Source organism: Sorangium sp. So ce119, assembly GCF_051524405.1.
GTDB classification, from domain to species: domain Bacteria; phylum Myxococcota_A; class Polyangia; order Polyangiales; family Polyangiaceae; genus Sorangium; species Sorangium cellulosum_G.
This window is the reverse complement of sequence record NZ_CP150311.1, coordinates 569,533-594,113: the sequence shown is the minus strand read 5'-3', so window position 1 is coordinate 594,113 and position 24,581 is coordinate 569,533. Positions and strand designations below refer to the sequence as shown.

Annotated in this window: 18 protein-coding genes; 9 read left to right on the top strand and 9 right to left on the bottom strand. The window is 73.8% G+C overall.

Features of this window, described 5'->3' with window-relative positions; translation table 11 throughout:
• Positions 1 to 10 precede the first annotated feature (10 nt).
• Positions 11 to 925 carry a hypothetical protein gene (locus tag WME76_RS46595; protein ID WP_437962664.1) on the bottom strand — a complete coding sequence of 305 codons (915 nt, stop codon included), beginning with the start codon at positions 923 to 925 and terminating at the stop codon, positions 11 to 13.
• 316 nt (positions 926 to 1,241) lie between these two features.
• On the opposite strand from WME76_RS46595, the gene WME76_RS46590 reads away from it, so the two are divergent.
• Both WME76_RS46590 and WME76_RS46585 read left to right on the top strand, forming a co-directional pair.
• Complete coding sequence (locus WME76_RS46590; RefSeq protein WP_437962663.1) at positions 1,242 to 2,345, top strand: hypothetical protein; 1,104 nt, start codon at positions 1,242 to 1,244, stop codon at positions 2,343 to 2,345.
• 133 nt (positions 2,346 to 2,478) lie between these two features.
• Complete coding sequence (locus WME76_RS46585; protein ID WP_437962662.1) at positions 2,479 to 5,091, top strand: HEAT repeat domain-containing protein; 2,613 nt, start codon at positions 2,479 to 2,481, stop codon at positions 5,089 to 5,091.
• A 9-nt stretch (positions 5,092 to 5,100) separates the two neighbouring features.
• Here the strand turns inward: WME76_RS46585 and WME76_RS46580 are convergent, their stop codons facing one another.
• Both WME76_RS46580 and WME76_RS46575 read right to left on the bottom strand, forming a co-directional pair.
• On the bottom strand, positions 5,101 to 5,733 hold the full coding sequence (locus WME76_RS46580; protein ID WP_437963029.1) for a hypothetical protein: 633 nt from the start codon (positions 5,731 to 5,733) through the stop codon (positions 5,101 to 5,103).
• Positions 5,733 to 6,815 carry an AAA family ATPase gene (locus WME76_RS46575; protein ID WP_437962661.1) on the bottom strand — a complete coding sequence of 361 codons (1,083 nt, stop codon included), beginning with the start codon at positions 6,813 to 6,815 and terminating at the stop codon, positions 5,733 to 5,735. The genes WME76_RS46580 and WME76_RS46575 overlap by 1 nt, the downstream gene beginning before the upstream one ends.
• A gap of 43 nt (positions 6,816 to 6,858) precedes the next feature.
• On the opposite strand from WME76_RS46575, the gene WME76_RS46570 reads away from it, so the two are divergent.
• The gene (locus tag WME76_RS46570) at positions 6,859 to 7,341 is read left to right on the top strand and encodes a hypothetical protein (protein ID WP_437962660.1); all 483 of its coding nucleotides are present in this window, start codon (positions 6,859 to 6,861) and stop codon (positions 7,339 to 7,341) included.
• Here WME76_RS46570 and boxB read toward each other — a convergent pair.
• Together boxB and boxC are read right to left on the bottom strand one after the other, a co-directional pair.
• Positions 7,338 to 8,777, bottom strand: coding sequence for a benzoyl-CoA 2,3-epoxidase subunit BoxB (gene boxB, locus WME76_RS46565; RefSeq protein WP_437962659.1), 1,440 nt, complete (start codon positions 8,775 to 8,777; stop codon positions 7,338 to 7,340). The two genes, WME76_RS46570 and boxB, sit on opposite strands and share 4 nt — an antisense overlap.
• Complete coding sequence (gene boxC / locus WME76_RS46560; protein ID WP_437962658.1) at positions 8,774 to 10,507, bottom strand: 2,3-epoxybenzoyl-CoA dihydrolase; 1,734 nt, start codon at positions 10,505 to 10,507, stop codon at positions 8,774 to 8,776. The genes boxB and boxC overlap by 4 nt, the downstream gene beginning before the upstream one ends.
• 87 nt (positions 10,508 to 10,594) lie before the next feature.
• On the opposite strand from boxC, the gene WME76_RS46555 reads away from it, so the two are divergent.
• Positions 10,595 to 11,515, top strand: coding sequence for a shikimate kinase (locus WME76_RS46555; RefSeq protein WP_437962657.1), 921 nt, complete (start codon positions 10,595 to 10,597; stop codon positions 11,513 to 11,515).
• A gap of 26 nt (positions 11,516 to 11,541) precedes the next feature.
• Complete coding sequence (locus WME76_RS46550) at positions 11,542 to 13,224, top strand: glycogen synthase (RefSeq protein ID WP_437962656.1); 1,683 nt, start codon at positions 11,542 to 11,544, stop codon at positions 13,222 to 13,224.
• A gap of 118 nt (positions 13,225 to 13,342) precedes the next feature.
• Here WME76_RS46550 and WME76_RS46545 read toward each other — a convergent pair whose 3' ends face one another.
• Complete coding sequence (locus tag WME76_RS46545; RefSeq protein WP_437962655.1) at positions 13,343 to 14,599, bottom strand: DUF3829 domain-containing protein; 1,257 nt, start codon at positions 14,597 to 14,599, stop codon at positions 13,343 to 13,345.
• A 197-nt stretch (positions 14,600 to 14,796) separates the two neighbouring features.
• On the opposite strand from WME76_RS46545, the gene WME76_RS46540 reads away from it, so the two are divergent.
• The 3 genes from WME76_RS46540 (at position 14,797) to recN (ending at position 20,127) form a co-directional block, all read left to right on the top strand.
• Positions 14,797 to 15,588, top strand: a complete 792-nt coding sequence (locus WME76_RS46540) for a hypothetical protein (protein WP_437962654.1) — start codon at positions 14,797 to 14,799, stop codon at positions 15,586 to 15,588.
• 236 nt (positions 15,589 to 15,824) lie between these two features.
• The gene (locus WME76_RS46535; RefSeq protein ID WP_437962653.1) at positions 15,825 to 18,395 is read left to right on the top strand and encodes a hypothetical protein; all 2,571 of its coding nucleotides are present in this window, start codon (positions 15,825 to 15,827) and stop codon (positions 18,393 to 18,395) included.
• A gap of 34 nt (positions 18,396 to 18,429) precedes the next feature.
• Entirely contained in the window at positions 18,430 to 20,127 is a 1,698-nt protein-coding gene (gene recN / locus WME76_RS46530; RefSeq protein ID WP_437962652.1) for a DNA repair protein RecN, read from the top strand.
• Between the two features lie 45 nt (positions 20,128 to 20,172).
• Here recN and WME76_RS46525 read toward each other — a convergent pair whose 3' ends face one another.
• From WME76_RS46525 to WME76_RS46515, 3 genes are all read right to left on the bottom strand, one after another.
• Positions 20,173 to 21,663: an FAD-dependent thymidylate synthase gene (locus tag WME76_RS46525; RefSeq protein ID WP_437962651.1), complete on the bottom strand. Its 1,491-nt coding sequence runs from the start codon at positions 21,661 to 21,663 to the stop codon at positions 20,173 to 20,175.
• A 195-nt stretch (positions 21,664 to 21,858) separates the two neighbouring features.
• Entirely contained in the window at positions 21,859 to 22,677 is an 819-nt protein-coding gene (gene map / locus WME76_RS46520) for a type I methionyl aminopeptidase (RefSeq protein ID WP_437289229.1), read from the bottom strand.
• Positions 22,674 to 23,267 (bottom strand): cobalamin ABC transporter substrate-binding protein, encoded by a 594-nt coding sequence (locus tag WME76_RS46515; protein WP_437962650.1) that lies wholly within the window; start codon positions 23,265 to 23,267, stop codon positions 22,674 to 22,676. Before WME76_RS46515 ends, map begins: the two co-directional genes overlap by 4 nt.
• A gap of 356 nt (positions 23,268 to 23,623) precedes the next feature.
• Between WME76_RS46515 and WME76_RS46510 the strand changes: the two genes are divergently transcribed.
• Entirely contained in the window at positions 23,624 to 24,463 is an 840-nt protein-coding gene (locus WME76_RS46510; protein WP_437962649.1) for a hypothetical protein, read from the top strand.
• The last annotated feature ends 118 nt before the right edge of the window (positions 24,464 to 24,581 follow it).

Genomic DNA, 24,581 nt, shown 5'->3' with positions numbered 1-24,581 from the left:
CGCGGGCCGTTCAGGGGGGCGTGGCGAGCCGGCTCGCGTCCGCCGCCTTGACCCCGAGCGCCAGGAGCGCCTCCTTGAGCTTGGCGCGCTGGAGGGAGATGCGGGTCGGCATGCCGCCGGAGATCTTGAAGGTCTCGAGGAAGTTCACCCCGCTGTCGAAGCGGGCGGCGAACGTGATGCTGTCGTTGTCGACGACGACCGAGATCGGCGCGCGCTCCTGCCCGATGAGGAGGAGCAGCGTCTTGTCGTACGACCCGCCTCGCTGCGAGGCGTCGACGAGGACCACGCCCGGCTCGACGCGCTCGTAGCGGAGCGCGATCCGGCGGGTCTCGGCCTCCATGGCGGCGAGCTCCGCGCCGGCCTGGTCGATGGGGGTCCAGAGCGACGGGTCGGAGAGGCCTGACGCGAGGTGCCGGACGATGAGGCCGAAGAGGGCCTGATCGCGGGGGCGGGCGCGGAGGGCGCGGTCCATGCGGGTGGCGGCCGGGCCCGGGACGCCGATGCGGGTGTCGATGGCGCGCGCGTCGTCGTCGCAGCCGGGGTACGGCTCGACGCCGCCGCGCATCCACTTGGCGCCGCTGGCGAGGCCGTCGAAGTCGACGTGGCAGACGAGGGTGTCGACGCGCCCGGCGCGGGCGACGACCTCCGGGGTGATCATCTCCGGGCAGGCGCCGTGCTCCGCCTTGGTCGACAGGACGAACCGGGGGTCGCCCGCGAAGCGCGCGTGGTGGGCGCTGTCGTGGTGGTCGACCCAGGCGGCGAGCCGCGGCCCGAGCTCCTGGATGAGCGGGAGCGTGACCGTCTCGAAGCTCTTGCCCCCCGCCTCCGAGGCGAAGGCGATGTCGAGCACGGCGACGTTGCCGCGCAGGTCGCGCGCGCGCGGGAGCTTGCGGGGGGAGGCGAAGGCGAGATCGAATCCGTGCATGGCGTGGCTTCCCGGGGAGTCAGGTACGGTCGAGCCGGGTTGCCTGACGTGTGGCGGCGTGTCGGCGAGCGCCCTGCTCAATACACCCGAAATGCCTGAAGCGCTGCGAGGTAGGACCTTTCTCGGGCGACGCCTGAATGATCCGCTAGGATAATCCGACCAACGGCAGGGACGGCTCGGCGCGCCGGGCGGTCCTGCAGTACGCCGCCGCGCCCGCCGCGCAGGAGGCCGGCGGTTCCAGGGAGACTCGACACGAGGGGACCGCGCGTGCGATCGCCACCAGCGCGGGGCTGCCGGCCTACGTCGGAGGAAGTGGATGAGAAGCGACGTTCTGGGACTTGGTCTTCTGGCTCTTGGGGCGGTGCTCTGCGGCGCGGGGCTCCCGGGCGCGGCGGCCGTCTCCGAGGCGAGGGCAGAGCCCGCTCAGGTGGCGGTCTCGGCCGCACAGGTGACCGGGGCGACCGCGCAGGTGACCGGGGCGACCGCGCAGGCGGTGTCCGGGCCGACCTGCAAGCTGAAGGGGACGGCGCCGGTGAACAAGGGCACCCGGCTCTACGACGCGCCGAGCGGCGGCCGGACGATCGCGAACTTCACCGGCGCGCTGGCGCCGATGACGCTGAGCGCGATCCCGGCGGACCCGGCGTCGGGCCGGGCGAGGCTGAGCACGTCCGACGGCTCGCCGACGCTGCGGCTCGACGGCTACATCGCGCCCACGGACGTCGCGGTGTTCACGACGCGCGACATCCCGGTCATCAGCGGCCACATCTGGATCTCGAGCGCGCAGAAGGTGAAGCTCGTCGCCGCGACGGGCGACTCGCTGCGCGCGGAGCTGTCGATCTCGGGGTCCGAGGGGCAGACGGCGAGGGCCTCGGCCCCGTGCGACGCCTTCGCGCTGCAGCGCGGCGCGCCCATGAAGATGGAGGTCCCCGGCAGCGCCCGCGGCTACCTGATGAAGACGTCGACGATCGAGCTCTTCGACCGCCCGAACGGCGACGTGATCTTCACGCTGAAGATGCTCGAGGGGACGGCCCAGCTCTTCTGGAGCACGGAGGCGAAGGCCGGCTTCGTCCACCTGATGTCGCGGGGCGATCTGACGGTCGACGCCTGGGGGCGGCTCAAGGATCTGGAGCCGCTGAAGAAGGGCGAGCTGATGGACCAGTACATCCCGCCGACGACCGCGGTGGCCGGGGCGCAGCTCGCGCTCGACAAGGCGCCGCCGATCGTGAAGGCCACGAGGGCGATCCCGGTCCGCGCGCGGCGCGACGAGAAGGAGCGGCCGGTGGGCGAGATCGAGGCCGGCGCGGAGATCTACCTGCTCGAGACGGTGGCCGGCTGGACGAACGTGCTCCCGAAGGCGCTCGGCATGACGCCGCCGGACGAGGGCGGCTTCTGGATCCCCGCCGCGGAGACGCCGAAGTAGCGAGGACGCCGCGGCGCGCGGCGGGGCGGGTCGACCGACGCGCCGCAGCGAAGGGTGCGGGCCTCCGTGGCGCCACGCTCGAGGGGTTCAACTCTCGAGCGCACCGCTGCGCGACGCGACTACGATGGCCCACATGAGCAGATCGCGGTTTCGTTCCCGGTGGCTGCGCGCGAGCGTCACGGCTGGCGCGGTCGCGGCCTCGTCGACCTGGCTCGGCGACGCTGCCGCGCAGGGAGCGCCCGTGGTGCTCCCTCAGGCGGCGGGCCAGCAGGCGCTCGCCGTCCGCATCGACGCGCGCGGGATCACCGCCCGCGCCTGTCCCTCGGCGGCGGCGTGCGCGCCCGACGGCGGCAAGGTCCTCGCCGTGCCGCCCGAGGTCGCGCCGCTGCTCGGCGGCGCGCGCGTCGCGCCGGTCGCGCTGGCCGACGGCAAGCGCCTCGCGAAGATCGAGGCGCCCGCCTCGGGCGCGCCGTCCGGCGCGCGGGCGGGCGACGTCGCGAGCGGGTCGTGGGTGATGCTGCTCGCCGCGCCGCTCGCGGGGAAGGGGGCGGAGCCGCTCGTGCTCTGGAGCGGCTGGACCGGCGTCGCCACCGGGGAGCACGGCGAGGGGCGGAGCGACGCCGTGGTCGTGGAGCCGCTCGGCAGCGGCAGCCGCGTGCTCGTCGGGCAGCTCCGCGACGACGTGACGATCTGCGGGCGCCCGGCGCTGGTCGGGGCGAGCGAGGTCGATCCCCGGACGATGACGCTCCTGAAAGGGGCGAGCTTCCAGAACCTCCCGGCCGAGGAGCGGCGCGCGGCGGGCAAGGTGACGGCGGAGCGCCGCGAGGCCGACGCGGCGGCGCCCGGCTTCCGGCTGCTGCGCCCGACCGCGGCCTCGAGCGCGGTCGGCAAGCGCTTCGCGGAGATCGCCGACGGCGACCCGAAGACCGCGTGGTCCGAGGGCAAGGCGGGCGCGGGCCGGGGCGAGTTCGTGTCGTTCTCGTCGGCGGACGAGGTCGGGATCACGGGCTTCGGCCTGCGCATCAAGCCGATCGACGGCGTGGAGGGCGGCGCCGCGCCGCGCACGCTCTTCGTGGCGACGCCCGAGCGGCTCTTCCAGGTGAGCCTCCCCGAGGACGCGTGGGTCAAGGAGTCCGCCGGCTACGAGGTGAAGCTGCCCGAGGAGATCAGGGCCTCGTGCGTCGCCGTCGTCCTCGACGAGGCGTTCGCGCCGCGCGGCGCGCAGGCGGGGGAGCGGGGCTCGCCGTCCGCGCCGGAGGTGCGCGTCACGATCGCCGAGGTCACGGCGCGCACGGCGTTCGACGGGCAGGCCCCCGCGGCGCTCGTCGGCGCGCTCGCGGGCGGCGGCGAGCGCGCCAGGGCGGCCGCGGCGCTGCTCGCGCGCAGCGGGCCGGAGGCGGTCGAGGCGGCGATCGCCGGCTACGACAGGCTCGACCCCGCGGGCAGGCAGCTCGCGGCGGGCGTGATCGACACGGCGCCGTGCGCGGCGCAGATCCCGTTCTTCACCGCGCGGCTCGCGTCCGGCGCGGCGGCGGCCCCGCCGCGGGGCGCCCGCCGCGCCGCGCCGCCCGGGCCCGATCCCGAGCTCCACCACGCGCGCGACCGCATCCGCCGCTGCGGGCGCGCGGCCGCGCCGGCGCTCGCGGAGATCGTGAAGGGCGGCGCGCCCGCGGCCAGGGTGATGGCGGCGCGCGAGCTCGCGCTCGTGGCGCCCGCCGAGGCGGTGCCGGCGCTGCTCGACGCCCTCGCGGCGGCGCGCGGCGCGACGCGGAAGGAGCTCCGGGCCGCGCTCGCGCTGGCGGCGCGCAGCGAGCGGGCGGCGCCCGTGGTCGAGGAGGAGGTGCAGCTCGATCGCCTGCGCGCCCGCCCCGAGGACGCGCAGCTCGACCTGCTCCGCGCGCTCGGGCCGTCGCTCGGGCGGGTGAGGGGCGGCGGCGCGGCGTTCCAGGCGCTCGCCTCTGCGGCGGGCGCCCCCTTCGAGCGGCGCTACCTGCTCCAGGCGCCCGCGGCGGCGCTCGCGCGCGCGGGCGAGGCGCCGGCCGAGGCCTACCTGCGCGCCTCGCTCCGGAAGGACGCGGACGCCCACGTCCGCCTCCGCGCCGCCGAGGTCGCGGCGGACGTGCCGTCGCTCGCGCCGGACCTGCTCGCGGCGGCCTCCGATCCGGACGTGCGCGTGCGCGAGGCGGCGGTCGTGGCGCTCTCGCGCGCCGCCTCCGCCGGGGCGAAGCTGCCGGCCGGCGCGGCCGAGGCGCTCGCGGCGCGGCTCGCCTCGGACCCGTGGACGTTCATCCGCGGCGGCGCTGCGCTCGCGATCGGCGCGATGCCCGCGACGCCGTCGGGAGACAGGGCGCTCGTGGGGGCGCTCGCCGACAGGTCGCCCGAGGTGCGCCGGCACGCGCTCGACGGCCTCGGCGCGCACCGGGCGACGGCGCACATCGAGGCCGTGCGCGACAGGGCGGAGGACAAGGAGGAGGACATCGAGGTGCGCGCCCGGGCGATCCTCGCGCTCGGGGCGATGTGCGACGCGAGCTCGGTCGACCTGTGGACGCGGCTCGCGCTCCAGGCGAAGGCGCCGATGGGCGAGCGCGATCAGCGGCTCGGCTCGGCGGCGCTCGCGGCGCTCGGGGCCGTGCACCCGGCGGATCTGCCCGCGCGCCTCAGGCCGCTCCTCGACAAGGACACGCCGCACGGCCTGCGCGAGACGGCGCGGGCCGCGCTCTCCGCGACGCCGCAGTGCCGCCGGTGAGCGCGCGCGTCACCTCGCGCTGCGGCCTGTCCGCCGCGGCAGCACGGCGCGCGCGCGCGCGATCCACTCCGTGAGCGAGGTGGCGTCCTGGGGGACGGCGTCGAGGTCGGCGTCCTCGACGACGCGCACCATGGCGGCGCCGTCGTCCGGCATCATCCCCTTCGCGGCGAGCATCGCCTGCGCCCTGAGGGGCGAGAGCTCCTCGGTCGCCCTCTCCCCGAGGAGCGCGAGGATCCACCCCGCGAGCGCCGGCACGGCCACGCCGCCGATCACCTCGGGCGGCGCGGACAGGCTCGACGACACGCGACGGATGCCCTCCGCGACCGCCTCGCGGCGCGCCGGATCGCGGTCGATGTCGCGCGAGAACGCGAGCACGTCGCACCCCGCCTCCTTCGCGTCCAGGGCCGCGCCGAGCACGTGGCGCGTGTCCTCGTGGGCCGCGCCGCGCGCGCTGTACTTCCGGATGCTCCTCCACTCGCGGGCGCCGCCGACGACCCACCCGTGCGGCTGGACGCGGGAGAGCAGGGTGAACAGCACGCCGGGGCGCTTGTCGGACTGGAAGGCGGGCGCTCCGGCGCGGCTGCCGAGCTCGTTCTCGCCTTCGCCGACCAGGAAGACCCTGGTCTTCTCGGGCGGCTTCATCACGGCCGCGGGCCTCCTCCGAGCAGCGGCGCCTCGTCCGCGCCGTTGGCGTAGCTGAGCCAGAGCTCGCCCAGCGCGTACACCCTCGCGCGATCCTCGAAGCCCGGCGTGCCCAGGATGCGCGCGGCCTTCATCCCCTGCTCGCCCGCGCGGGTGACCACCGTGACCTCCTCCGGCTGGAGCTCGTTCACCACGAGCGGGCTGTGCGTCGCGAGGAGGACCTGGGTCTTCTCGGAGAGGATGCGCAGGGCGCGCATCACGTCGGCGATGCGCGCGGGGTGGAGCCCGCGCTCGGGCTCCTCGACGAGGAGCAGGGGCGTCGGATCGAGGTGCGGCAGCGCCGCGAAGGCGAGGTAGTAGAGCATGCCCTCGCTCATGAGCGCCGCCGGGACGACGGCGCCGCCCTCGAGCTTCACGCCGATGGCCTTCGTGGTGGGGCTCGGGTTTCCGAGGTGGATGCTCCTCACGCTGGGGAACAGGCGCGTGAGCTCCTCGTTCAGCTCGATGTAGGCCGGCAGGTCGCGGCTGATGATGGCGTCGTAGACGGCCGGCAGGCCGGCGCCGCGCTCGTCGGCGAAGCAGAGCGGCTGCCCGTCGGGGATCAGCGGGTGCGGGGACCGGAGCGCGTCGGGGTCGAGGCGGAGCACCTGGGTTCCGCGCAGGGCCTGGACGATGTCCGGCGCGGGCCGTTCAGGGCCCGTCCCGCCGGTCGTGACATCGTCCTCGTCGGCGTCGTCGAGCAAGGAGGGCGGCTCCAGGTCCCTGGGGAACGACGTGGTGCGCGCCCGCCCCTCGGCGTCGAGCTCCACGCGCCACGTCGTGCTCGCCGCCGACACCTCGAACACCGAGCCGCCCGGGCCTTTGCTCGCGCTCGCCGGGGAGCCGCGCCCGAGCGTGTCGGGCGCCGGCGCCCCGAGCGCCCGCTCGAGCACCGAGGACAGCGTCCGCAGCGCCCGCAGCACGGTGCTCTTGCCGCTGTCGTTGGGCCCGACGAGCGCGTGCAGCGGCGTGAGCTGCAGCGTCGCGTCCTGCACGCACCCGTAGCCCTGGATGCGGAGCTGCTCGACATGGGGTCGGTCCATCGAGGTCGACGCCAGCATACCTGCGCGCTCGCCGGCGACAAACTTGGCCCACCCTCGTCCGCCCCTCTACGCCGCGGACATGCGCCGCCTCTCGCCGATCGCGCTCCTCCTCGTCGCGCTCGCCGTCCCCGTCGCCTTCGGCCTCGGCGCGCGGGACGCCAGCGCCAGCGTCGCGTACGAGTCGCCTTACACCTTCGAGCAGACCTTCGGCACGGCGCTGCGCCTCGTGCGCGTCGATCTCGGCTTCAAGCTCGTCGAGAAGGATCCCGCGAACGGCTACCTGCTCTTCGAGTACCGGAGCCCGGAGAGCGGCAGCCGGGTGACGCAGGGGGCGATCGAGATCGTGAACGGCCGCGCCGGCGTGCACGTCGCCGTGCAGCTCCCCGCGATGCCGCAGTACCACGAGCAGGTGCTCCTCGACGGCCTCGTGAAGAAGCTCGTCGCCGAGCACGGCGACCCGCCGAAGAAGGCGCCCCCGCCGCCCGCCGACGCGGGCGCGCCCTCCCCCGACGCGGGCGCCCCCTAGCCGCAGCGCCGCACGTACTCGAAGTCGACCGGCTTGCCCTTGAGGCCCTTCGTCGGCGCCGCGATCCAGTTCGCCATCTGCTTCGGATCGAACACCGGCCTCTCCATCAGGCTCTTCACATACGCCTCGTCGCCCGCGGTCGGCAGCCACTCGTCGCGCCGGCGCTCCCACGCCTCCTTCGAGATCGGGTTGCCGTCGACGTCGAAGTGGAGCCCCGCGTAGATCCCCGAGCTCCGGTGGAAGCGCCGGCTCGGCAGCCTCAGCCTGAACGAGACGCCGGACTCCTCGATCACCCGGTTCATCTTGTCGATCCCGCGCTGCGAGTCGCTCACGTACTCGTCGCGCAGCACCTCGTTCATCGCGTTCCGGAGCGGCACCTCCTCGCGCCGCCACCCGGACAGCGCGCCCCCGACCGCCGCGATCGGCACCTCCATCGGGTACACGCCCTCGAGCGCCCGGTGATCGCCGTACGACTCCTCCTTCGCGCGGCCCTTCACGCTCGACGCGAAGAACGACGCCGCGTTCGACGAGATCTCCCCGCCGAACAGATCCAGCGACAGCGAGTACCAGAGGTTCAGGTACTTCTGGATCGTCGGCAGATCGATGCCCCCCTCGGCGCGCGCGTCCTCGTTCTTGTTGCGCTTCATCAGCTCACACGTGCGCTGGCAGACGCGGAGCAGCCCCGTCTCGCCGACGAACATGTGGTGCGCCTCCTCGGTCAGCATGAACCGCGTCGTGCGCGACAGCGGATCGAAGCCGCTCTCCGCCAGCGCCAGGAGCTGGTACTTGCCGTCGCGATCCGTGAAGTAGGTGAACATGAAGAACGAGAGCCAGTTCGTGCACGGCTCGTTGAAGGCGCCCAGGATCCGCGGCTTGTCCGGGTCGCCGCTCCGCCGCTCCAGGAGCGCCTCCGCCTCCTCGCGGCCGTCGCGGCCGAAGTGGCTGTGCAGCAGGTACACCATCGCCCAGAGGTGCCGCCCTTCCTCGACGTTCACCTGGAACAGGTTCCGCAGGTCGTAGACGCTCGGGCAGCTCTGGCCGAGCAGCCGCTGCTGCTCCACGCTCGCCGGCTCCGTGTCCCCCTGCGTCACCACCAGCCGGCGCAGCATGTTCCGCAGCTCCCCCGGCACCTCCTGCCACGCCGGCTCGCCCAGGTGATCGCCGAAGCCGATCTTCCGATCGGGCACCGGATCCGCGAGGAAGATGCCCCAGCGGTACTCCGGCATCTTCACGTAGTCGAAGTGCGCCCACCCCTCGTGATCGACGCTGATCGCCGTGCGCAGGTACACGTCGTCCGCCTGGAAGCCCGCGGGCCCTGTCTCCCGCCACCAGTCGATGAACTTCGGCTGCCACGCCTCGAGCGCGCGCTGGAGCTTCCTGTCCGACGCGAGGTCGACGTTGTTCGGGATCCTCTCCGAGTTGATGACTGCGCTCACGTCCGCCTCCAGTCGAATTCGGGGCGCTCCGGGCGCCCGTACACGGTCAGCGCGCCCCGCGGTCCCACCGCGTTGGGGCGCTGGAAGATCCAGTTCTGCCAGGCCGACAGCCGGGAGAAGATCTTCGTCTCCATCGTCTCCGGCCCGCAGAAGCGCAGGCTCGCCTCCATCCCGGTGAGCGCGTCGGGCGACAGGCTCACCCGCTCCTCGATCGCGAGCCGCACCTCGTCGTCCCAGTCCATCGCGTCCGGCGTGAAGGTGCAGAGGCCCTCCTCCAGCGCCTCCTCGGCGGACAGCAGCCCCGTCTTCTCCTTCAGCGCCGCGACGCGCTCCGGCGCGGCAAGGAAGCGCGACGCGAGCCGCGTCAGGCCGTTCGACATCACGAGCGGACCGAAGTTCAGCGCGCTCAGGCCGATCGCCGCGGGCTCCGCGCCGTCCTCCCCCCCGTCCAGCATGTAGGACCGGTCCGCCGCGAGGGCGAGCTCGAACAGGCTCCCCGCGAAGCACGAGCCCGGCTCGATCAGCGCGAACACGCTGCGCGCCGTCAGGTCGAGCCGCTTGAGCACGCGCCGCATGTGGAGCAGGACCTCCTTCACGAACCAGTCGTCCCGGTTCGCCCACAGCGCCTCGTCCGCGGCCCGCACCGCGTCCGGCGAGCCGCTCGTCCTGAGGAGGACGAGGCCCACCGCCGGGTGGTTGAAGCGGAGATCGAGCAGCGCGTCGTCGAGCTCGCGGAACGCGCGCAGCGCCCACAGGTCCGCGCCCGCCCGGCGCATCCCGGCGGCGTCCGACGGCCCGCCGCCGTCCGGCCCGAGCACGCGGATCTCCGCCGTCCGCGCGGCGCGGTCGACTGTCAGCGAGACGTGGTGGTAGGCGCAGGTGGAGACGTCGTCCTTCTCCGCGCGCCGCGCCTCGAGCGGCGCGAGCTTCACCCCGGGCCCCTCCCTGTCCGGCGTCGCCGCCGCGAGCTCGGCGGCGCGCTGCGCCACCGCCTGGTCGAAGCGGCTCTTCGGGATCGCGCGGTCGACGAGGCCCCACTCCTGCGCGCGCTTGCCGCGCACCCCTTCGGCCAGGGTCGAGAAGACGTCCGCGATGTCGCGCCGCACCTTGCGCTTGTCCACGAGCCGCGTGAGCCCCCCCGTCCCCGGGAGCACCGCGAGCAGCGGCGTCTCCGGGAACGACACCGCGCTGCTCCCGTCGTCGCAGAGGAATATCTCCTCGCACGCGAGGGCGAGCTCGTACCCCCCGCCCGAGGCGACGCCGTTCAGCGCCGCGAGGTAGCGCTGCCCGCTCTCGGCGCACGCCTCCTCGAGCGCGAGCCGCGTCTCGTTCGTGAACTTGCAGAAGTTGACCTTGAAGGCGTGCGTCGACGACCCGAGCATGTAGATGTTCGCGCCCGCGCAGAAGATCCGCGGCTGCGCGCTCGTCACGACCACCGCCTTCACCTCGGGGTGCTCGAAGCGCAGCCGCTGCACGATGTCCGCGAGCTCGATGTCGACCGCGAGGTCGTAGCTGTTCAGCTTGAGCTGGTAGCCGGGCCGCATCGGCGCTTCCTCGTCGACGTCCATCGCCACGCGCGCGGTCGCACCCTCGAACGAGAGCTTCCAGTGCCTGTAACGCCCCGGCTCCGTCTCGAAGCGGAGGGGCGCGCCCTCGCCGGACGAGCCCTCGTCCCGGGCTCTGGTCTGCGGCGCTGCCGCCACGGCAGGAGGAGAGGTGGTCGCTTCCATGCCCACGAGCCCACCACCCGGGAGCGCCCTCGTCAAGCACTATAGTGCTTGTTGATTCACGATTCATGAAATATAGTGCAGTACCAGATGCCGCCCCGCGAGCCGAACCGCCAGACAACGCGTGGGCAGGCCGCGCGCGGAGCGCGCGCTGGGCGAGCGCCGGAGGCAGAGGACGTCGCGGACGTCGAGCGCGGCGCGCCGCCGATCCTCGAGCACCTCGCCGGGCGGCTCCGCCAGCGGCGCCAGGAGCTCGCGCTCACCTTGCGCGAGCTCGCCGGGCTCGCCGGGGTCAGCGAGCGCTTCCTTGTGCTGCTCGAGAGCGGCCGAGCGAACGTGTCCGTGGTGCGGCTGGAGGACATCGGCCGCGCCCTGGGCACCTCGGCCGCCGCGCTGCTCTCGGCAGGCGAGCTCGTCGGCGACGGGGCGTCGCGCGGCCTGGCTCCCGGCGAGGCGGAGTTCGGGGCAGGCGGCGCCCTCGTCGCGCTGCTCGGCCTGCGCGGGGCGGGCAAGACCACGATCGGCGGCCGCGCCGCGGCCCGGCTCGGCGTGCCCTTCCGCGAGCTCGACGGCCTCGTCGCCTCGCGCGCGGGCATGAGCCTCGCGGCCCTGTTCGAGATCCACGGGAACGCGTACTACCGGCGGCTGGAGCGCGAGGAGCTCGCGCGGCTCGCCGACGCGCGCGCCCACGGGATCGTCGCCACGGGCGGCGGCCTCGTGACCGATCCGGCGACCTTCGAGCGGCTGAGGCGCTGCGCCGTGACGGTGTGGCTGCGGGCGAAGCCCGAGGACCACTGGCGGCGCGTGGTCGAGCAGGGGGACGCTCGCCCCATGGCCAACCGAGCCGACGCCATGAAGGAGCTCAGGGCGCTCTTCCAGGCCCGGCGCGCGCTCTATGAGCAGGCCGACTTCGTGGTGGACACGTCGGCGCTCGGTCTCGACCGCTCTGTCGATCGCGTGGTCAAGATCGCCCGTGAAGCTGGTAGAAGGGACGCGACGCGCTCGCCGTGATCCGTGGCGCGCCCCCTCCCATGTCCATGCCGCGCCTGAAAATTCTCTTCGTGGTGTCCGAATGCGTCCCCTTCAGCAAGACGGGCGGCCTCGCCGACGTTGCCGGCGCGCTGCCGATCGCGCTCGCCGCAGCCGGCCACGACGTGCGCATCGTCATGCCGGCCTACCGGGTCGCCAAGCGTCACCTCGCCCGCCAGATCGAGGCCGCCGAGCGGAAGCTCGGCGGCAGCCAGACCGTCGCCGCGCCCGCCGTCGCCGCGGCCGAAGCCGGCGCCCCGGCGATCGACGCGGCCGACGCCGCGCTGGCCGCCGCCGCGCCCACGGACGCCGCGCCCACGGACGCCGCGCCCTCCATCGTCGCGGCGCAGGGCGGAGACGGCGCGACGCCGGCCGAGATCTTCACGCCCCACCGCCTGCCGGCGCCGCTCGGCGTGCCGGTCGGCAACGGCGAGGCGTGGACCGGCATCTGGGAGACGTTCATCGATCCCGCGACCCCCGGCGCGCCCGCGCCGCGCGTGTACCTGCTCGAGCACGACGTGCTCTACGACCGCGACGGCATCTACGGCGACGCGCACGGCGAGTTCGGCGACAACCTCGCCCGCTACGCGCTGCTCTCGCGCGGCGCGCTGCAGCTCTGCCACGCGCTCGGCTTCTGGCCGGACGTCGTCCACGTCCACGACTGGCAGTCGGCCCTCGTGCCGCTCTACATCAACGTCCTCGAGCACCGGTCGCCGCTCGCGCGCGCCGCGACCGTGCTGACGATCCACAACCTCGGCTACCAGGGCTGGTTCAACAAGTTCCAGCTCCCCACGACGGGGCTCGGCTGGGACCAGTTCCACAGGTTCTGCCTGGAGGCGCACGACAGCATCAACCTGCTCAAGGCCGGCATCTACAACGCCACGCTCGTCTCCACGGTCTCGCCCCGGTACGCGCAGGAGATCCAGACGTGGGAAGGGGGAGAGGGCCTCGACGGCGTGCTCCGGGATCGCGGCAGCGACGTGATCGGGATCCTCAACGGCATCGACGACTCCATCTGGAACCCCGCGACCGATCCCCACATCGCCGCGACGTTCTCCGCCGAGGACCTGAGCGGCAAGCGCCTCTGCAAGGCGGCGCTCCAGCGCGAGATGGGCCTCGAGGAGCGCCCCGACGTCCCGCTCCTCGGGCTCATCAGCCGCCTGGCGACCCAGAAGGGGATCGACATCCTCGCGGGCGCCCTCGACCACATCCTCTCGCTCGACGTCCAGCTCGTCATCCTGGGCTCCGGCGAGCGCTGGGCCGAGGACCTCTTCTCGCGGATCTCCGGCGCGAGCGACCGCTTCCGCGTCTACGTCGGCATGAACGAGGGGCTCGCCCACCGCATCGAGGCGGGCGCGGACCTCTTCCTGATGCCGTCGCGCTACGAGCCCTGCGGGCTGAACCAGCTCTACAGCCAGCGGTACGGCACGCTGCCGGTCGTGCGCGCCGTCGGCGGCCTCGACGACACCGTCGAGAACAACGTCACCGGCTTCAAGTTCGAGGAGATGTCGTCCATGGCGCTCGGGAACACCGTCGCCTGGGCGGTGCACCTCTACCGCGCCGACCCGGCCTACTTCCGGACGATGCAGCTCCGGGCGATGAAGAAGAACTTCGGCTGGTCGCACGCGGCGCGCCAGTACGAGGCGCTCTACCGCCTCGCCATCTCCCGCCGGACCGGCCGCCAGATCTGATCGCACCCGCGCCTCCCGGAGGAGGCGCGGCGCGCTCGGCGCGCCCCCCGGAGGGACGCGCGCCGCGATCAGCGCGCGCGGGCGGCGCCTCCCTGCCGGGAGCGCCGCCCCGGGCGCGTCACTCCTTCTCCGGCGCGGGCGCGGCCGGCGCGACCGGCTGCGCGGTCCCGGCGGTCTGGGCCTTCTCCGCCTGGGCCTTCGCCATGAGCGAGCGGGAGAGCGCCCGGTGCTTGCCCTCGATCAGCGACACGAAGCCCGTGACGACCGGCAAGAACAGGGAGGGGGAGCTGATCCCCTTGTCCGTCAGCTTGGGCTCCGCCGCCTTCATGTCGCGGAGGAAGTTGTCGAAGGCCGGCACCATGATCTTGGACCACGGGTCGGTCTGGTTCGTCGAGCCGTGGGCCTTGAGCGCCGCCGCGGACGTCTCCAGCTTCTGGAGCGCCGTCTTCACCGCCGCCGGATCGACGTTCTTGCTGGCGAGCATCACCATGAGCGCGCGCGCGTCCTCGAGGGCGGTGATCGCCGCCTTCTGGCCCTCGTCCGCCTTCGAGAGGTCGGGCAGGTGCGACGCGTGCCACGCGGACACCGCGAGGCCGAGCTTGTCGGAGTGCGCGTCGAGCTTCTCGAAGTCGGCGAGCAGCTTCGCGTGGAGCTCCTTGCCCTTGGCGAAGCTGTCCTTCTTGTACTCCTCGCGCTGGTAGTAGTTGGCCGCCGTGGCGATGTTCTTCGCGAGCTCGCTCGCGAACGGCGCGTACTCGGAGAGCGCCGCGTCGACGTCCGGCATGGCCGGCTCCTTCAGGCTGAGGGCGACGGTGCAGGCGCGCGCGTTGCGCTCGTACGGGGCGCGCGCGCCGATGTTGATCGGCCGGCGCTCGTCGGGCTTGCCGGGCGCGCCCTTGGCGCCGGCAGCGGCGCTGCCGCCGGGCGCGGGCGCGGCGGCGGTGGCCGCCTTCGGCGCGGCGGCGCCGGGCGGCAGGGCGGTCGTCTTGGGCGCGGCGGCGCCGGTCGTGGGCGTGGGCGGCTTCGCGGGGAGCAGGCTCTTGGGGTCCCCGGGCTTCGCCTGATCCTCGATGCCGAAGCTCGGGATCTTCTTCTCGCTGGGCTCGTCCTTGCCGAGGCTCGCGAGGTACGCGTCGCGCGCCTGTCTCAGCGAGAGCGTCCCGAAGTAGCAGGCGTCGACGCGGTACTCCTTCATCGACTGCGGGTCGACCTTCGCGATCGGCGACACGGGCGTCCGCAGGTTCGCCTTGCCCTTGTTCGCCGCCGCGGAGCTTGCCGGCTCCGGCTGCGGAGGAGGCGGGTCCTCCTTGCAGCCGGCGGCACCGCTGGCGACGAGCACGAGCGCGATGGAACAGAGAGACCTGACGGAAATCATTCGGAGTGCCTCCTCGGCTGGCGCAGGAACGGGGCGCATCATGCCTAAGCCGGCGGCGCTTGCAACACCGGCCATTGGCGGGAACTTGCGGGCCTGGTCGGGAAAACCCCGGCTCCAGCCCCAAACACCCCGGGTCGCCGGGTTCTTCCAGGCGTCCGCTGTGGCTGATGAAACGATCAGGGTCTAAGGTCCGCGGCGTGAAGCTGAGAAGCCTGACCCTCGATGAGCTGACCATCGACGACGAGCGCTCGTTCCGGCACGTCGCGCTCTACGACGATCTCAAGCAGGCGCTGCGGCGCGACGGGTATCGCTTCCGCGTGCCCGAGGTCGAGGCGAGCTGGGATCGGGTCGTCTTCCTGAACCTGACGTTCTGGAGCCAGAGCGAGCAAGGCGACTTGATCCCCGGCGAGCACATCGCCGCGGACGTCGTCGCGCACGTCGCGTGGCACCACCTCGCCCACCGCGCCCTCACGTCCGCGGGCGCCGGCGCTCCGCCCAGCGCGGAGGCGCTCCTGCTCGCCGAGGCGATCGCGAGCGCGTTCGACCTGTACCTCGTGGGGCGGCTCCTCGGGCACGCGCCGAACGCCGATTTCCTGGCCACGCAGGTCCCCGCGATGGCCGAGGCCGCCGACGCGGCCGGGCTCTCCGACGAGGGCTTCGAGGCGCTCCTGGAGGGCGTCGCCGCGGATCCCGAGCGCGCCTTCGAGGACCTCCGCGCCCTGCTCTTCGACGTGACCACGGCGCTCCTGCCCTGCGATCGCCTGAGCCGCGCGGCCGAGATCCTCGCCGGGTTCGACGCGCACCGCTTCGCGCCGCTCCTGCACCACTACGAGCTGTCGAACTGGATCCTGTCGACCCGCACCCCCGGGGCCCCGCCCGCCCCCGATCCGGCCGTGCGCGCCGTCGACGCGGCGCTGCGGAGCGCGCCGGTCTCGCTGGCGTGGCTGGAGCAGCGCTGGGTGCGCCCGCCCGCGCCCCTCGGGCTGTGATCGCCGCCACGCGCTCCACGCAGGGCGGAAGCGCGGCGGAGGACCGGCCGGAGCTCGGCTGAACATCGGCCGGAAACGTCGGCCGAACGGCGCGGTCGGGCCTCCCTTGAGGGCGGCCGCCCTGGTCGCCAGCGAGAAAGATTGCGCGTCCTGACGAGCTGCGCGATTCTCTTCTCAACGTGCAACTCGCCTGCTCTCTCTGCAGGGCTTACGTGGAGATCGGCGTGGGACGCGAGATGCGTCCGTCTCTGCCGTTTGTCTGCAAGTCCTGCCGCGCGAAGAGCAAGCAGGCGGCGTCCGACAGGGCAGGGGGCACCGACTCGCGCCCTTCCCCCTCGGGCGTCCCGAGCTCGGCGAGCGGACGCGACCGGCGCGAGCCGTCGAGCGAGCCGGAGCGCTCGCGACCCTCGTCCGTGCGCGCGCTGGAGCCGGACCACGGGCTGTCCGGCGACCTCCTGGACGCCGAGTCGACGCTCCCGGGCGCGGGCATCCAGCGCAGGACGGAGCCCGCCGGCGGCCCGCCGCGGCGCGCGGGGTCGGGGCCGGCCGGGCGTGCGCGGGGGCTGACGCTCGCGGAGCGGATCGCGCAGCAGGACCTGGGCGACGAGCCGGGATCCGGCGAGCGGGCGCCCTCGCTGGACGCGCTCGACGTCGCGGCGGAGGCCTCGCTCGAGCACGCGGTGGTGACGCCGGACGGCGGGCTGGGGCGGCGCGAGATCCTGATGCGGTCGCGCACCTTCGCGGGCGCCTCCTGGGATGACGCGCGGCGCAGCGGCTCGGCGCCGCCGACGAGCGTCCGGAGCCCGTCCGCGCTCCCCCCGGCCGACTCCGATCCCGTCTCCATCCAGGACCTCGCGCAGATGCTCTCTCCCGGCGTCGAGCCGCCGTCGCTCTCGTTCGGGTCGGACCCCCCCGAGGACGATCGCGCGAGCCGCCCCGCGCCGGCGCCGGAAGCCGCGCCCAGGCTTCGCTCGGGCGCGCCCGCGCCGGTCCCGGTGCGACCGCCGGCGCGCCGCGAGCACCGCACGCCCACGGCGCGGCCGCGGTCCACGGCCGCCCCGCGCGCGAGCGGCTCCTCCCGGCCCATCATGCCGCCGTCGGAGATGCCGCCGGCGCCGCTGTCCGAGCTCCCGCCGGCGCCGCTCTCCATCGACGAGGGCCGGCCGTCGTCTCACCGCTCGTCGCCCGAGCTCCGCCTCCAGGACGTCCAGGCGATGGCGGCGCTCGCCCCGCAGCCCCTGCCGTCCACGCGGCGCGCCCGGTCCGGCGCCATGCAGCCCGCCGACTCCTCTCCGGCGGACCTCGCCCTGCTGGGATCGCTCACCCCGCCGCCGTCCCCGGGCCCGCCGCCCTTGCCGGGCCCGCCGCCGTTCCCGGGTCCGCCCCCGCTCCCTGCCACGGAAGCGTCGCGGCGCGAGCGCGCGAGGCCGAGGGCCGCGGAGGCGAAGGGCGCCGCCGGGGCGCCTCGCGAGCCGGGGAACAACGACGAGCGGCCCTCGCGCGAGCCGCCGACGCGCGCGAGCAGCGCCCCCAGGGTGGCCTCCCGCGCGAGGGGCGACGGTGACCGCATCAGCCAGCCCGACGTCTTCAGCCAGCCCGACGCCCGAGGGCGCGCCGGCCGGAAGGAGGACTCCGGTCTGATCGACCTGCGCAGCATGGCGCCGCCGCCCAGCGCGGAGGACGGGGAGCGCCGCAACGAGCACCGGGCCGACGAGGAGATCCTGAGCATCAGCGGCGGGCTCTTCGAGGGGGCTGCCGCGGCGCGCAGCTCGTCCCCTTCGTTTCCGGCGCAGTCCATCGATCCCGACCTCATGGCCGCGGACGAGGCCGCGGAGGAGGACGCCGCGTCTGCTTCCGGTGCCGGGCAAGAGACGCCGGTGCGCACCTCGATCACGGCCGCCTCCCTCGTGTCCGAGGGGCTGCGCGCCCTCTCGACGCCGACGTCGCGCCAGTACCTGGCGATCACCGGCTGGGTGGTCGTGGTCTTCGTCGTGTTCGGCGCCGCGCTGTACTTTGCGCAGGCCCGGGGCCGATCGTCCAGCGCCGCGACGGCCCAGGTCGCGCCCGCCGACAGCGCCGGTGCGCTCGCCGCGCCGCCGCCGGACCAGGCGCCGCCGTCGCCCGCCCCCCCTGCTCAGGCGGCGCCGATCGCCGACCGGGAGCCGTCGCTCGACGACGAGCCCGTCGAGGCCCCGCCGGCCGCCGCCTCCGCCGTCGCGGAGCAGCCGCCGTCCGCGCCCGAGCCGAGCGCCGCGCCGCCGCCCGAGCCGGCAGGGACCGCCCTCGCCGCCGCGCCCGAGCCGGCCGCGCCGCCGCCGAGCGCCGCGCCGGCGACCGCCGCGCCGTCGCCGAGCGCCGCGCCGCCGCCCGCCGCGCCGTCGCCGAGCGCCGCGCCCCCCGCGACCGCCCAGCAGGCGAGCGAGAAGCCTCAGGCTGCCGAGAAGCCGGCCCTGGCCGCCGCGCCGAGCGCCCCCGATCGCGCGAAACCTGCGGGAAAGCAGCCGCCTCCCGCGCCGCTCCTTCCGGCGCGGGACGCCCCGGCCCGCTTCGATCCGAACGCGGCCTCGAGCGCCCTCGCGTCCGCGGCGGCGGCCGCCGCCGGGTGCACCGGCGAGGGCCTCACCGGCACAGCCCGCGTGGCCGTCACCTTCGCGACCTCGGGCAAGGCGATGTCGTCGCGCGTGGAAGGGGGCGACCTCGTGGGCACGGCCACGGCCGCGTGCATTGCGAATGCGTTCCGAAATATCTCGGTGCCGCCCTTCGAAGGAATTCCGGTCACCGTCATGAAGCAGGTGAAGATCCGCTGACGACGGGCCGAAAGCTTCCTATCCTCCCGCCGCTGTGCTGGTAGCGCTTCGGGTCAAGAACTTCATTCTGATGGATGCCCTCGAGCTCCGGCTCGAGCCTGGCTTCAACGTGCTCACCGGCGAGACGGGCGCGGGCAAGTCCATCGTCGTCGGCGCGCTCTCGCTGGTCCTCGGCGGCCGCGCGAGCGCGGAGCAGATCCGCCCCGGCGCCGACGAGGCCGAGATCGAGGCGCTCTTCGACGTGCGCAGCTCCGATCGCGCGATGGCGATGCTCGACGCCGCGGGCATCGCGAGCGGCGGCGAGCTCGTGGTCCGCCGCGTCGTCCAGGCGACGGGCCGCTCGCGCGCCTACCTGAACGGCCGCCTCTGCACCGCGGGCGAGCTCCAGGCGCTCGCCCCGGAGCTCGCCGACGTCGCCTCGCAGCACGAGAGCGTCGCGCTCACCGATCCGTCGACGCACCTCGGCTACCTCGATCGCTTCGGCCGCCTCGTGCCGGCGCGCAGCGAGCTCGCGGCGGACGTCGCCGAGCTCGAGGCGCTCACCGCGCAGCTCAGGGCCGCCCGCGAGCTCGAGCGCGGCCGCGGCGAGCGCGAGGCGTTCGTCGCCTTCCAGCTCCAGGCCATCGACGCGCTGTCGCCGCGCCCCGGCGAGCTCGCCGATCTCGCGGCCGAGCGCAACCGGCTCCGCCACGCGGGCCGCCTGCACGACATCACGCGGCGCGCGGCCTCCCGCCTCGACCAGGGCGACGAGGCGATGTGCGACGAGCTCGCGCGCCTCGCCTCCGAGCTCCAGGCCGCCGCGGAGATCGACCCCGCCCTCGACCCTGTCGCCCGCGCGGTCGACGCCTGCTGGACGGAGCTCAGCGAGGCGGCCCGCCAGATCGCCCGCTACGCCGAGCGCGCCGAGGCCGATCCGGATCGCCTCTCCGAGATCGAGGATCGCATGTACCGCCTCGAGGGCCTGCTCCGGCAGCACGGCCCCACGATCGAGGACGTGCTCGCCACGCGCGCGCGCCTCGCCGGTGAGCTCGAGCAGCTCGCGGGCGTCGAGAGCCACGTCGCGGATCTCGAGCGGCGGCGCGACGCCCTGCTCGCCGTCGCCGCCGAGCGCGCCCGCAAGCTCTCGGTGAAGCGGCGCAAGGCCGGCGAGAAGCTCGGCGCCGCGATCTCCGGGGAGCTCGCCGAGCTCGGCATGGGCGGCGCGCGCGTCGTCGTGGACGTCGCGCCGCACGGCGGCGACCGCGCCGAGCTGGTCGTCGACGGCGCCCGCCTCGGCCAGGACGGCATCGACCGCGTCGAGTTCCTCATCTCGCCCAACAAGGGCATCGAGCCTCGCCCCTTGCGCCGCATCGCCTCGGGCGGCGAGCTGTCGCGCGCCCTGCTCGCCCTGAAGCGCGTGCTCGCCGAGTGCGGGCCGGCCGGGCTCTATGTCTTCGACGAGGTCGACAGCGGCGTCGGCGGCGCCGTCGCCGACAAGATCGGGCGCGCGATCGGCGACGTGGCGCGCCACCACCAGGTGCTCTGCATCACCCACCTGGCGCCCATCGCCGCGTTCGCCGACGCGCATTTCGTCGTCGCCAAGGAGAACGCGGGCGGCATCGCCAAGAGCTCGGTCGCGCGCGTCGACAAGAAGGACCGCATCGCCGAGGTGGCGCGCATGCTGTCGGGCGCGAAGGTCACCGGCGCGTCCCTCAAGGCCGCGACGGAGCTCATCGAGGCCGCGCGCCTCTAGACCGCCGCTCTGCGGCGGTCGTGCCCGAGGCGGGGCCGGCGCGGATCAGCTCCGCGCGAGCGCGTAGTCGTTCAGGTCGACGCGGATCATGTCCTTGAGCCACGGGTGCACCGTGATCGCGGTGCGGTAGAGCCCCTGGGCGATGCGCCGGTAGCTCGTGTGCCCCTGCTTCGCCGAGCGGAGCTCGATCACGTGGAAGAGCTCGCGCAGGTTCAGGGTCCAGAGCGTCCTCACGCGGAAGCCGAGCGGCACCGCGTACTGCGCCTCGAGGGGGTAGCGCTCCTCCATGGCGTGCCAGACGTCGCGCGCGGCGAGCATCGCGTCCTGGTAGGCCTCGGCGTGGCCCAGCTCCGAGAGCGCCTGCGGCGTCTCGAAGCCGAGCCGGCAGGTGAGCCGCTGCGTCGCGGGCGTCAGCATCCGGTGGCGCTGCAGATCGCGGTACGCGCCGTAGTCGAGCATCAGCTCGAAGGTCATGCTCGACGCCTCGAACGCGCGCGGCGGGGCGTCGTACGGCCCGCGCTTCGCGCACGCCGCCTGCGCGATGGCGATGAGCTCCGGCAGGGTCGCGCGGCGGAGCGCGTCGCCCAGGTTGTAGGCGTGCACGCCCGGGTCGCTGCCCTCGTACGCCAGCGCCAGCGCGACGCGCTCCAGGGCGTCCTTGTCGTAGCGCACCAGCCGGACGGGCTGGTTGATCACCATCGTCGCGCTCACGCCCTCTTCCGGCGGCGTGTAGACCCGCTTCATCGCCGCGGCGACCGTCGCCTGCAGCTCCTTCCGGAGCTCGTTCGGCGCGGCGTACTTGACCAGCGTCGGGGTCACGGCGAGCGCCGCCGCGTGCATCTCGCGGGCGACCCTGCGCACCTCCTCGAGCGGGTGCGACAGCATCTTCGTGAGCAGGATCTCGAGCGCCCGCGCGTTCGCGGTCAGGCCGATGTTCGTCCGCGTCCCCGCCGGCAGGAGGCCGCGCAGGAGATCGCACGCCTGCGCGCGCAGCGCCCCCTTGTAGGCGCCGTCCGACATCTTCTCGGGCTTCGGCGCGCGCGCGCTCAGCCGCTCGGTCACCTTCGGGACCAGGTCGAGGTACGCCGCGAAGAGCCGCTCGCACGCGGCCCGGTACCTCGCCGCGTGCTCGCCCTCGAGCTCCGGCAGGTCCACGAACGCGTGCTGATCGAACACGACGTAGCGCGTGCTCTTCTCCGTGTAGGAGCCGAGCCGCAGGTCCTCGATCACCTTCGACGCGACGATGCTCACGTTCTCGATCGCGAGGTGCACCACGGCGTGCTCCGCGACCGACGCGTGGCCGTAGCCGACGACCCACTTCTCGTGGAAGCTCCGCGCCTTGTCCGACGCGAACGCGAGCCCGCGCTGCGGCCGATCGTCGGCCTCCGGGGCGACGTCGAGCTCCTCGTCGCCGAGCAGGCGCGCCAGGTTGGTGCGCAGGTCATCGCGGCTGCGCGAGTAGTACGCGAACAGGACGGCGATGACCTCCTCGGGCAGACCCGACAGCGAGAAGACGTCGGCCGTCAGGCTCGACACATACGGCGCGATTCTGGCACGCGACGTTTCGTCCAAGGCCATGGCTGCTTCTACCCCTAATCCTGCGCCGATCGGTCGACAAAACTCGGTTTCCGATCGCCGTCTCCGGTCCACCGCGCCCCCGCTTGGCCGGGGTCGGCCGTCGCGCGCCGCGCTCGCCCGGCGCGGGCGCTCTGACGCGCGGCGCGCTGCGCGTCAGAGCGCTCGCGCCGCGGAGACGGCGAACGGATCGGCGAAGATCTCGCTGTTCGCGAGCGGCCTGCTCCGCCGCGTCAGCACCTCGCAGCCGCTCTTCGTGACGACGATGGTGTGCTCGAACTGCGCCGACAGCGAGCGATCGGCCGTCAGCGCGGTCCACTTGTCTTCCTGGATCTCGACCTCGTAGGTGCCGAGGTTGATCATCGGCTCGATCGTGAAGCACATGCCGGCGCGGAGGCGGGCGCCGCTGCCGTACTTGCCCACGTGCGAGACCTGCGGCGCCTCGTGGAAGCGCCGCCCGATGCCGTGGCCGACGAACGCGCGCACCACCGAGCAGCCCTCGGCCTCGGCGAACTCCTGGATCGCCGCCCCGATGTCGCCGAGGCGCGCCCCGTCCCGGACCTGGGCGATGCCGAGCTGCAGGCTGCGCCGCGACACCTCGGTCACGTGCTTCGCCTCCGGCGAAGGCTTGCCGATGTAGAACGTCGCGGACGTGTCCCCGTAGAAGCCGTTGAAGATCGTGGTGACGTCCACGTTGATGATGTCGCCCGGCTCGAGGACGCGGTCGCACGGGATCCCGTGGCACACCACCTCGTTGATCGAGGTGCACACGCTCTTCGGGAACCCGTGGTAGTTCAGCGGCGCGGGGTAGCCGCCGCGGCGGAGGGTGTCCTCGTGGACGAAGGTGTTGATGTCCTCGGTGGTGATGCCGGCGCGGATCATCTCGCCGACGCCGAGGAGCGTCTCCGCCGCCATCTGCGAGGCGACGCGGAGGGCGTCGACTTCCTTGACCGTCTTGATGCTCACGTTGCTCACGGCGATGACAGCTCCCCGAGGACGACGGCCTCCCTGACGGCCGCGGTGACCTCCGCTGTATCAGGTGAAAGGTGCCAGTGGAACTCCGGCTCGCCTGCCTCGCCGGCGAAGCGTCGGATGAAGGCGATGAAGGTGAGCCCCCGGAGCCGCGCGTCAACCGCCTTCGCGATGCCAAAGGCGCGGCTCGTCGGGCGGATGTGGAGCTCGAACGCCCGGTCCGCCACCCGGGGCGTGGCCAGCGGCGCGTCGACGATGTGGACCCCGAGGTGGTAGGTGCTCTGCTCGCCGATCGAGTCGACCGTCACCGTGCTGACGCGGACCCGCGCGACGACGTCCGCGGTCTGCGCCCGCTCCCGGAGGAACCGGTCGGACCTCGGCGACGGGCCCTCGAGCGAGAAGCCCACGGCGGCGGGCTCGATGTTGTCGTCGAAGACCTCGGGCGCGTGCCCCTCCCAGATCGGCAGGCCGGAGAGCGCATCGACGGACGTCGCGGGGCGCTCCTGATCGGCGACGCAGCCGCCGGCGGGGCCAACCGTCGCCAGCACGGCGAGCGCGAGGCGCAAAGGAGCAACACCGGCGGCGGAAATCATTCCTGGGACCGGAGCTCGTAGCACGTCGGCCCGGTCCTGTCAGGACCTGACCCACATCGGTGACATGCGCTGTCGAAGCCGATTTGTCCCATCCCGTCGCAGCTCGCCCCCTTCATCCCCCCTCGCGTCTCACGCGGCGAGGACCCCTCCGCGGCCCGCTCGGCGCTGCGCTCCATCGATCCGGCCGAGCGATCGTCCAACGGCCCGACGTGGGGTCGACCCCGGTCGGTGCGGGGATCCTATTCTCCTGTCCTACCGCTGGTGCTAGCGTTCCCGGGCTTGCCGGGCGGGGCGTCCTGACTTTTCCGATTGCAGAGCGCGCAGGGACAGGGCCTGCGCCGGCCTGGAGGAAGAACATGAAAGCGAAGAGGCTCCTGGGAGCGGGGTTGGCCGTGGGGTTGGGCCTTGCGGCGATCACGAGCACGGCCGTGGTGGCTGCCCAGCCGAAGGGGGGGAAGGCCGCTGCGGCTCCCGCGCGGCCCGCCGAGACGCCGGCGACGAAGAAGACGATCGCGCTGACCCCTCCAGGCATCCAGTGGGGGATGAGCACCAAGCAGGTCGCGGCGGTCATCGACAAGATGCTCGATGAGGCCTACGTGCCGCGTTACAAGGCGACCTCGCCCGGCGTGAAGATGAGGGCGCTCGACGCCGAGCTCGCCGAGGAGAAGAGCGCGTTCCGCCGCAGCCGCATCGACTTCGGCAAGCTGCCGACCGGCATCGACGCGACGCCGCTGAAGGGCGAGTACACCTACCTCAACAAGGAATCGATGATGACGCTGTCCCGCGAGAGCGGGAAGCGGTACTTCTTCTTCATCCAGGACAAGCTCTGGAAGATCATCGACGAGCACGCGCTCGGCGAGGGCAGCTCGCGCGGCAAGGACTTCACGTCCGCCGTCACCAAGCTCGCGACCGCGTTCGGGTTGCCTGGCCGCGTGACGCCGCCCGACCCGGACAAGGGCCGCTACGTCACCGAGGTCGACTGGAAGGACGCGGCCACGCACTTCCGCGCGATCGAGCGGGGCGATACCGAGATCGCCTTCGCCTACGAGGATCTCGTGACGCTGAGCAGCCTCGAGTCGCTCCGTCCCAACAAGGCCGCCGACGCGAACGCCATCGACCCCTCGGTCGCCTCCGCCATCCGCAAGGACGAGGCGCCCCCCGCTCCCCCGCCCGACAAGGCCGGCAAGAAGAAGTAGCCCCCGCTCTCCCCGAGCCGCCCCCCCGGGCGGCTCGCCCCCTCACCGATCCCCCGAGCGGCGCTCACCCGCACAGGAGACGGGTCCAGATCGGCGTCTTCGGCGCGCAGGCGTACTC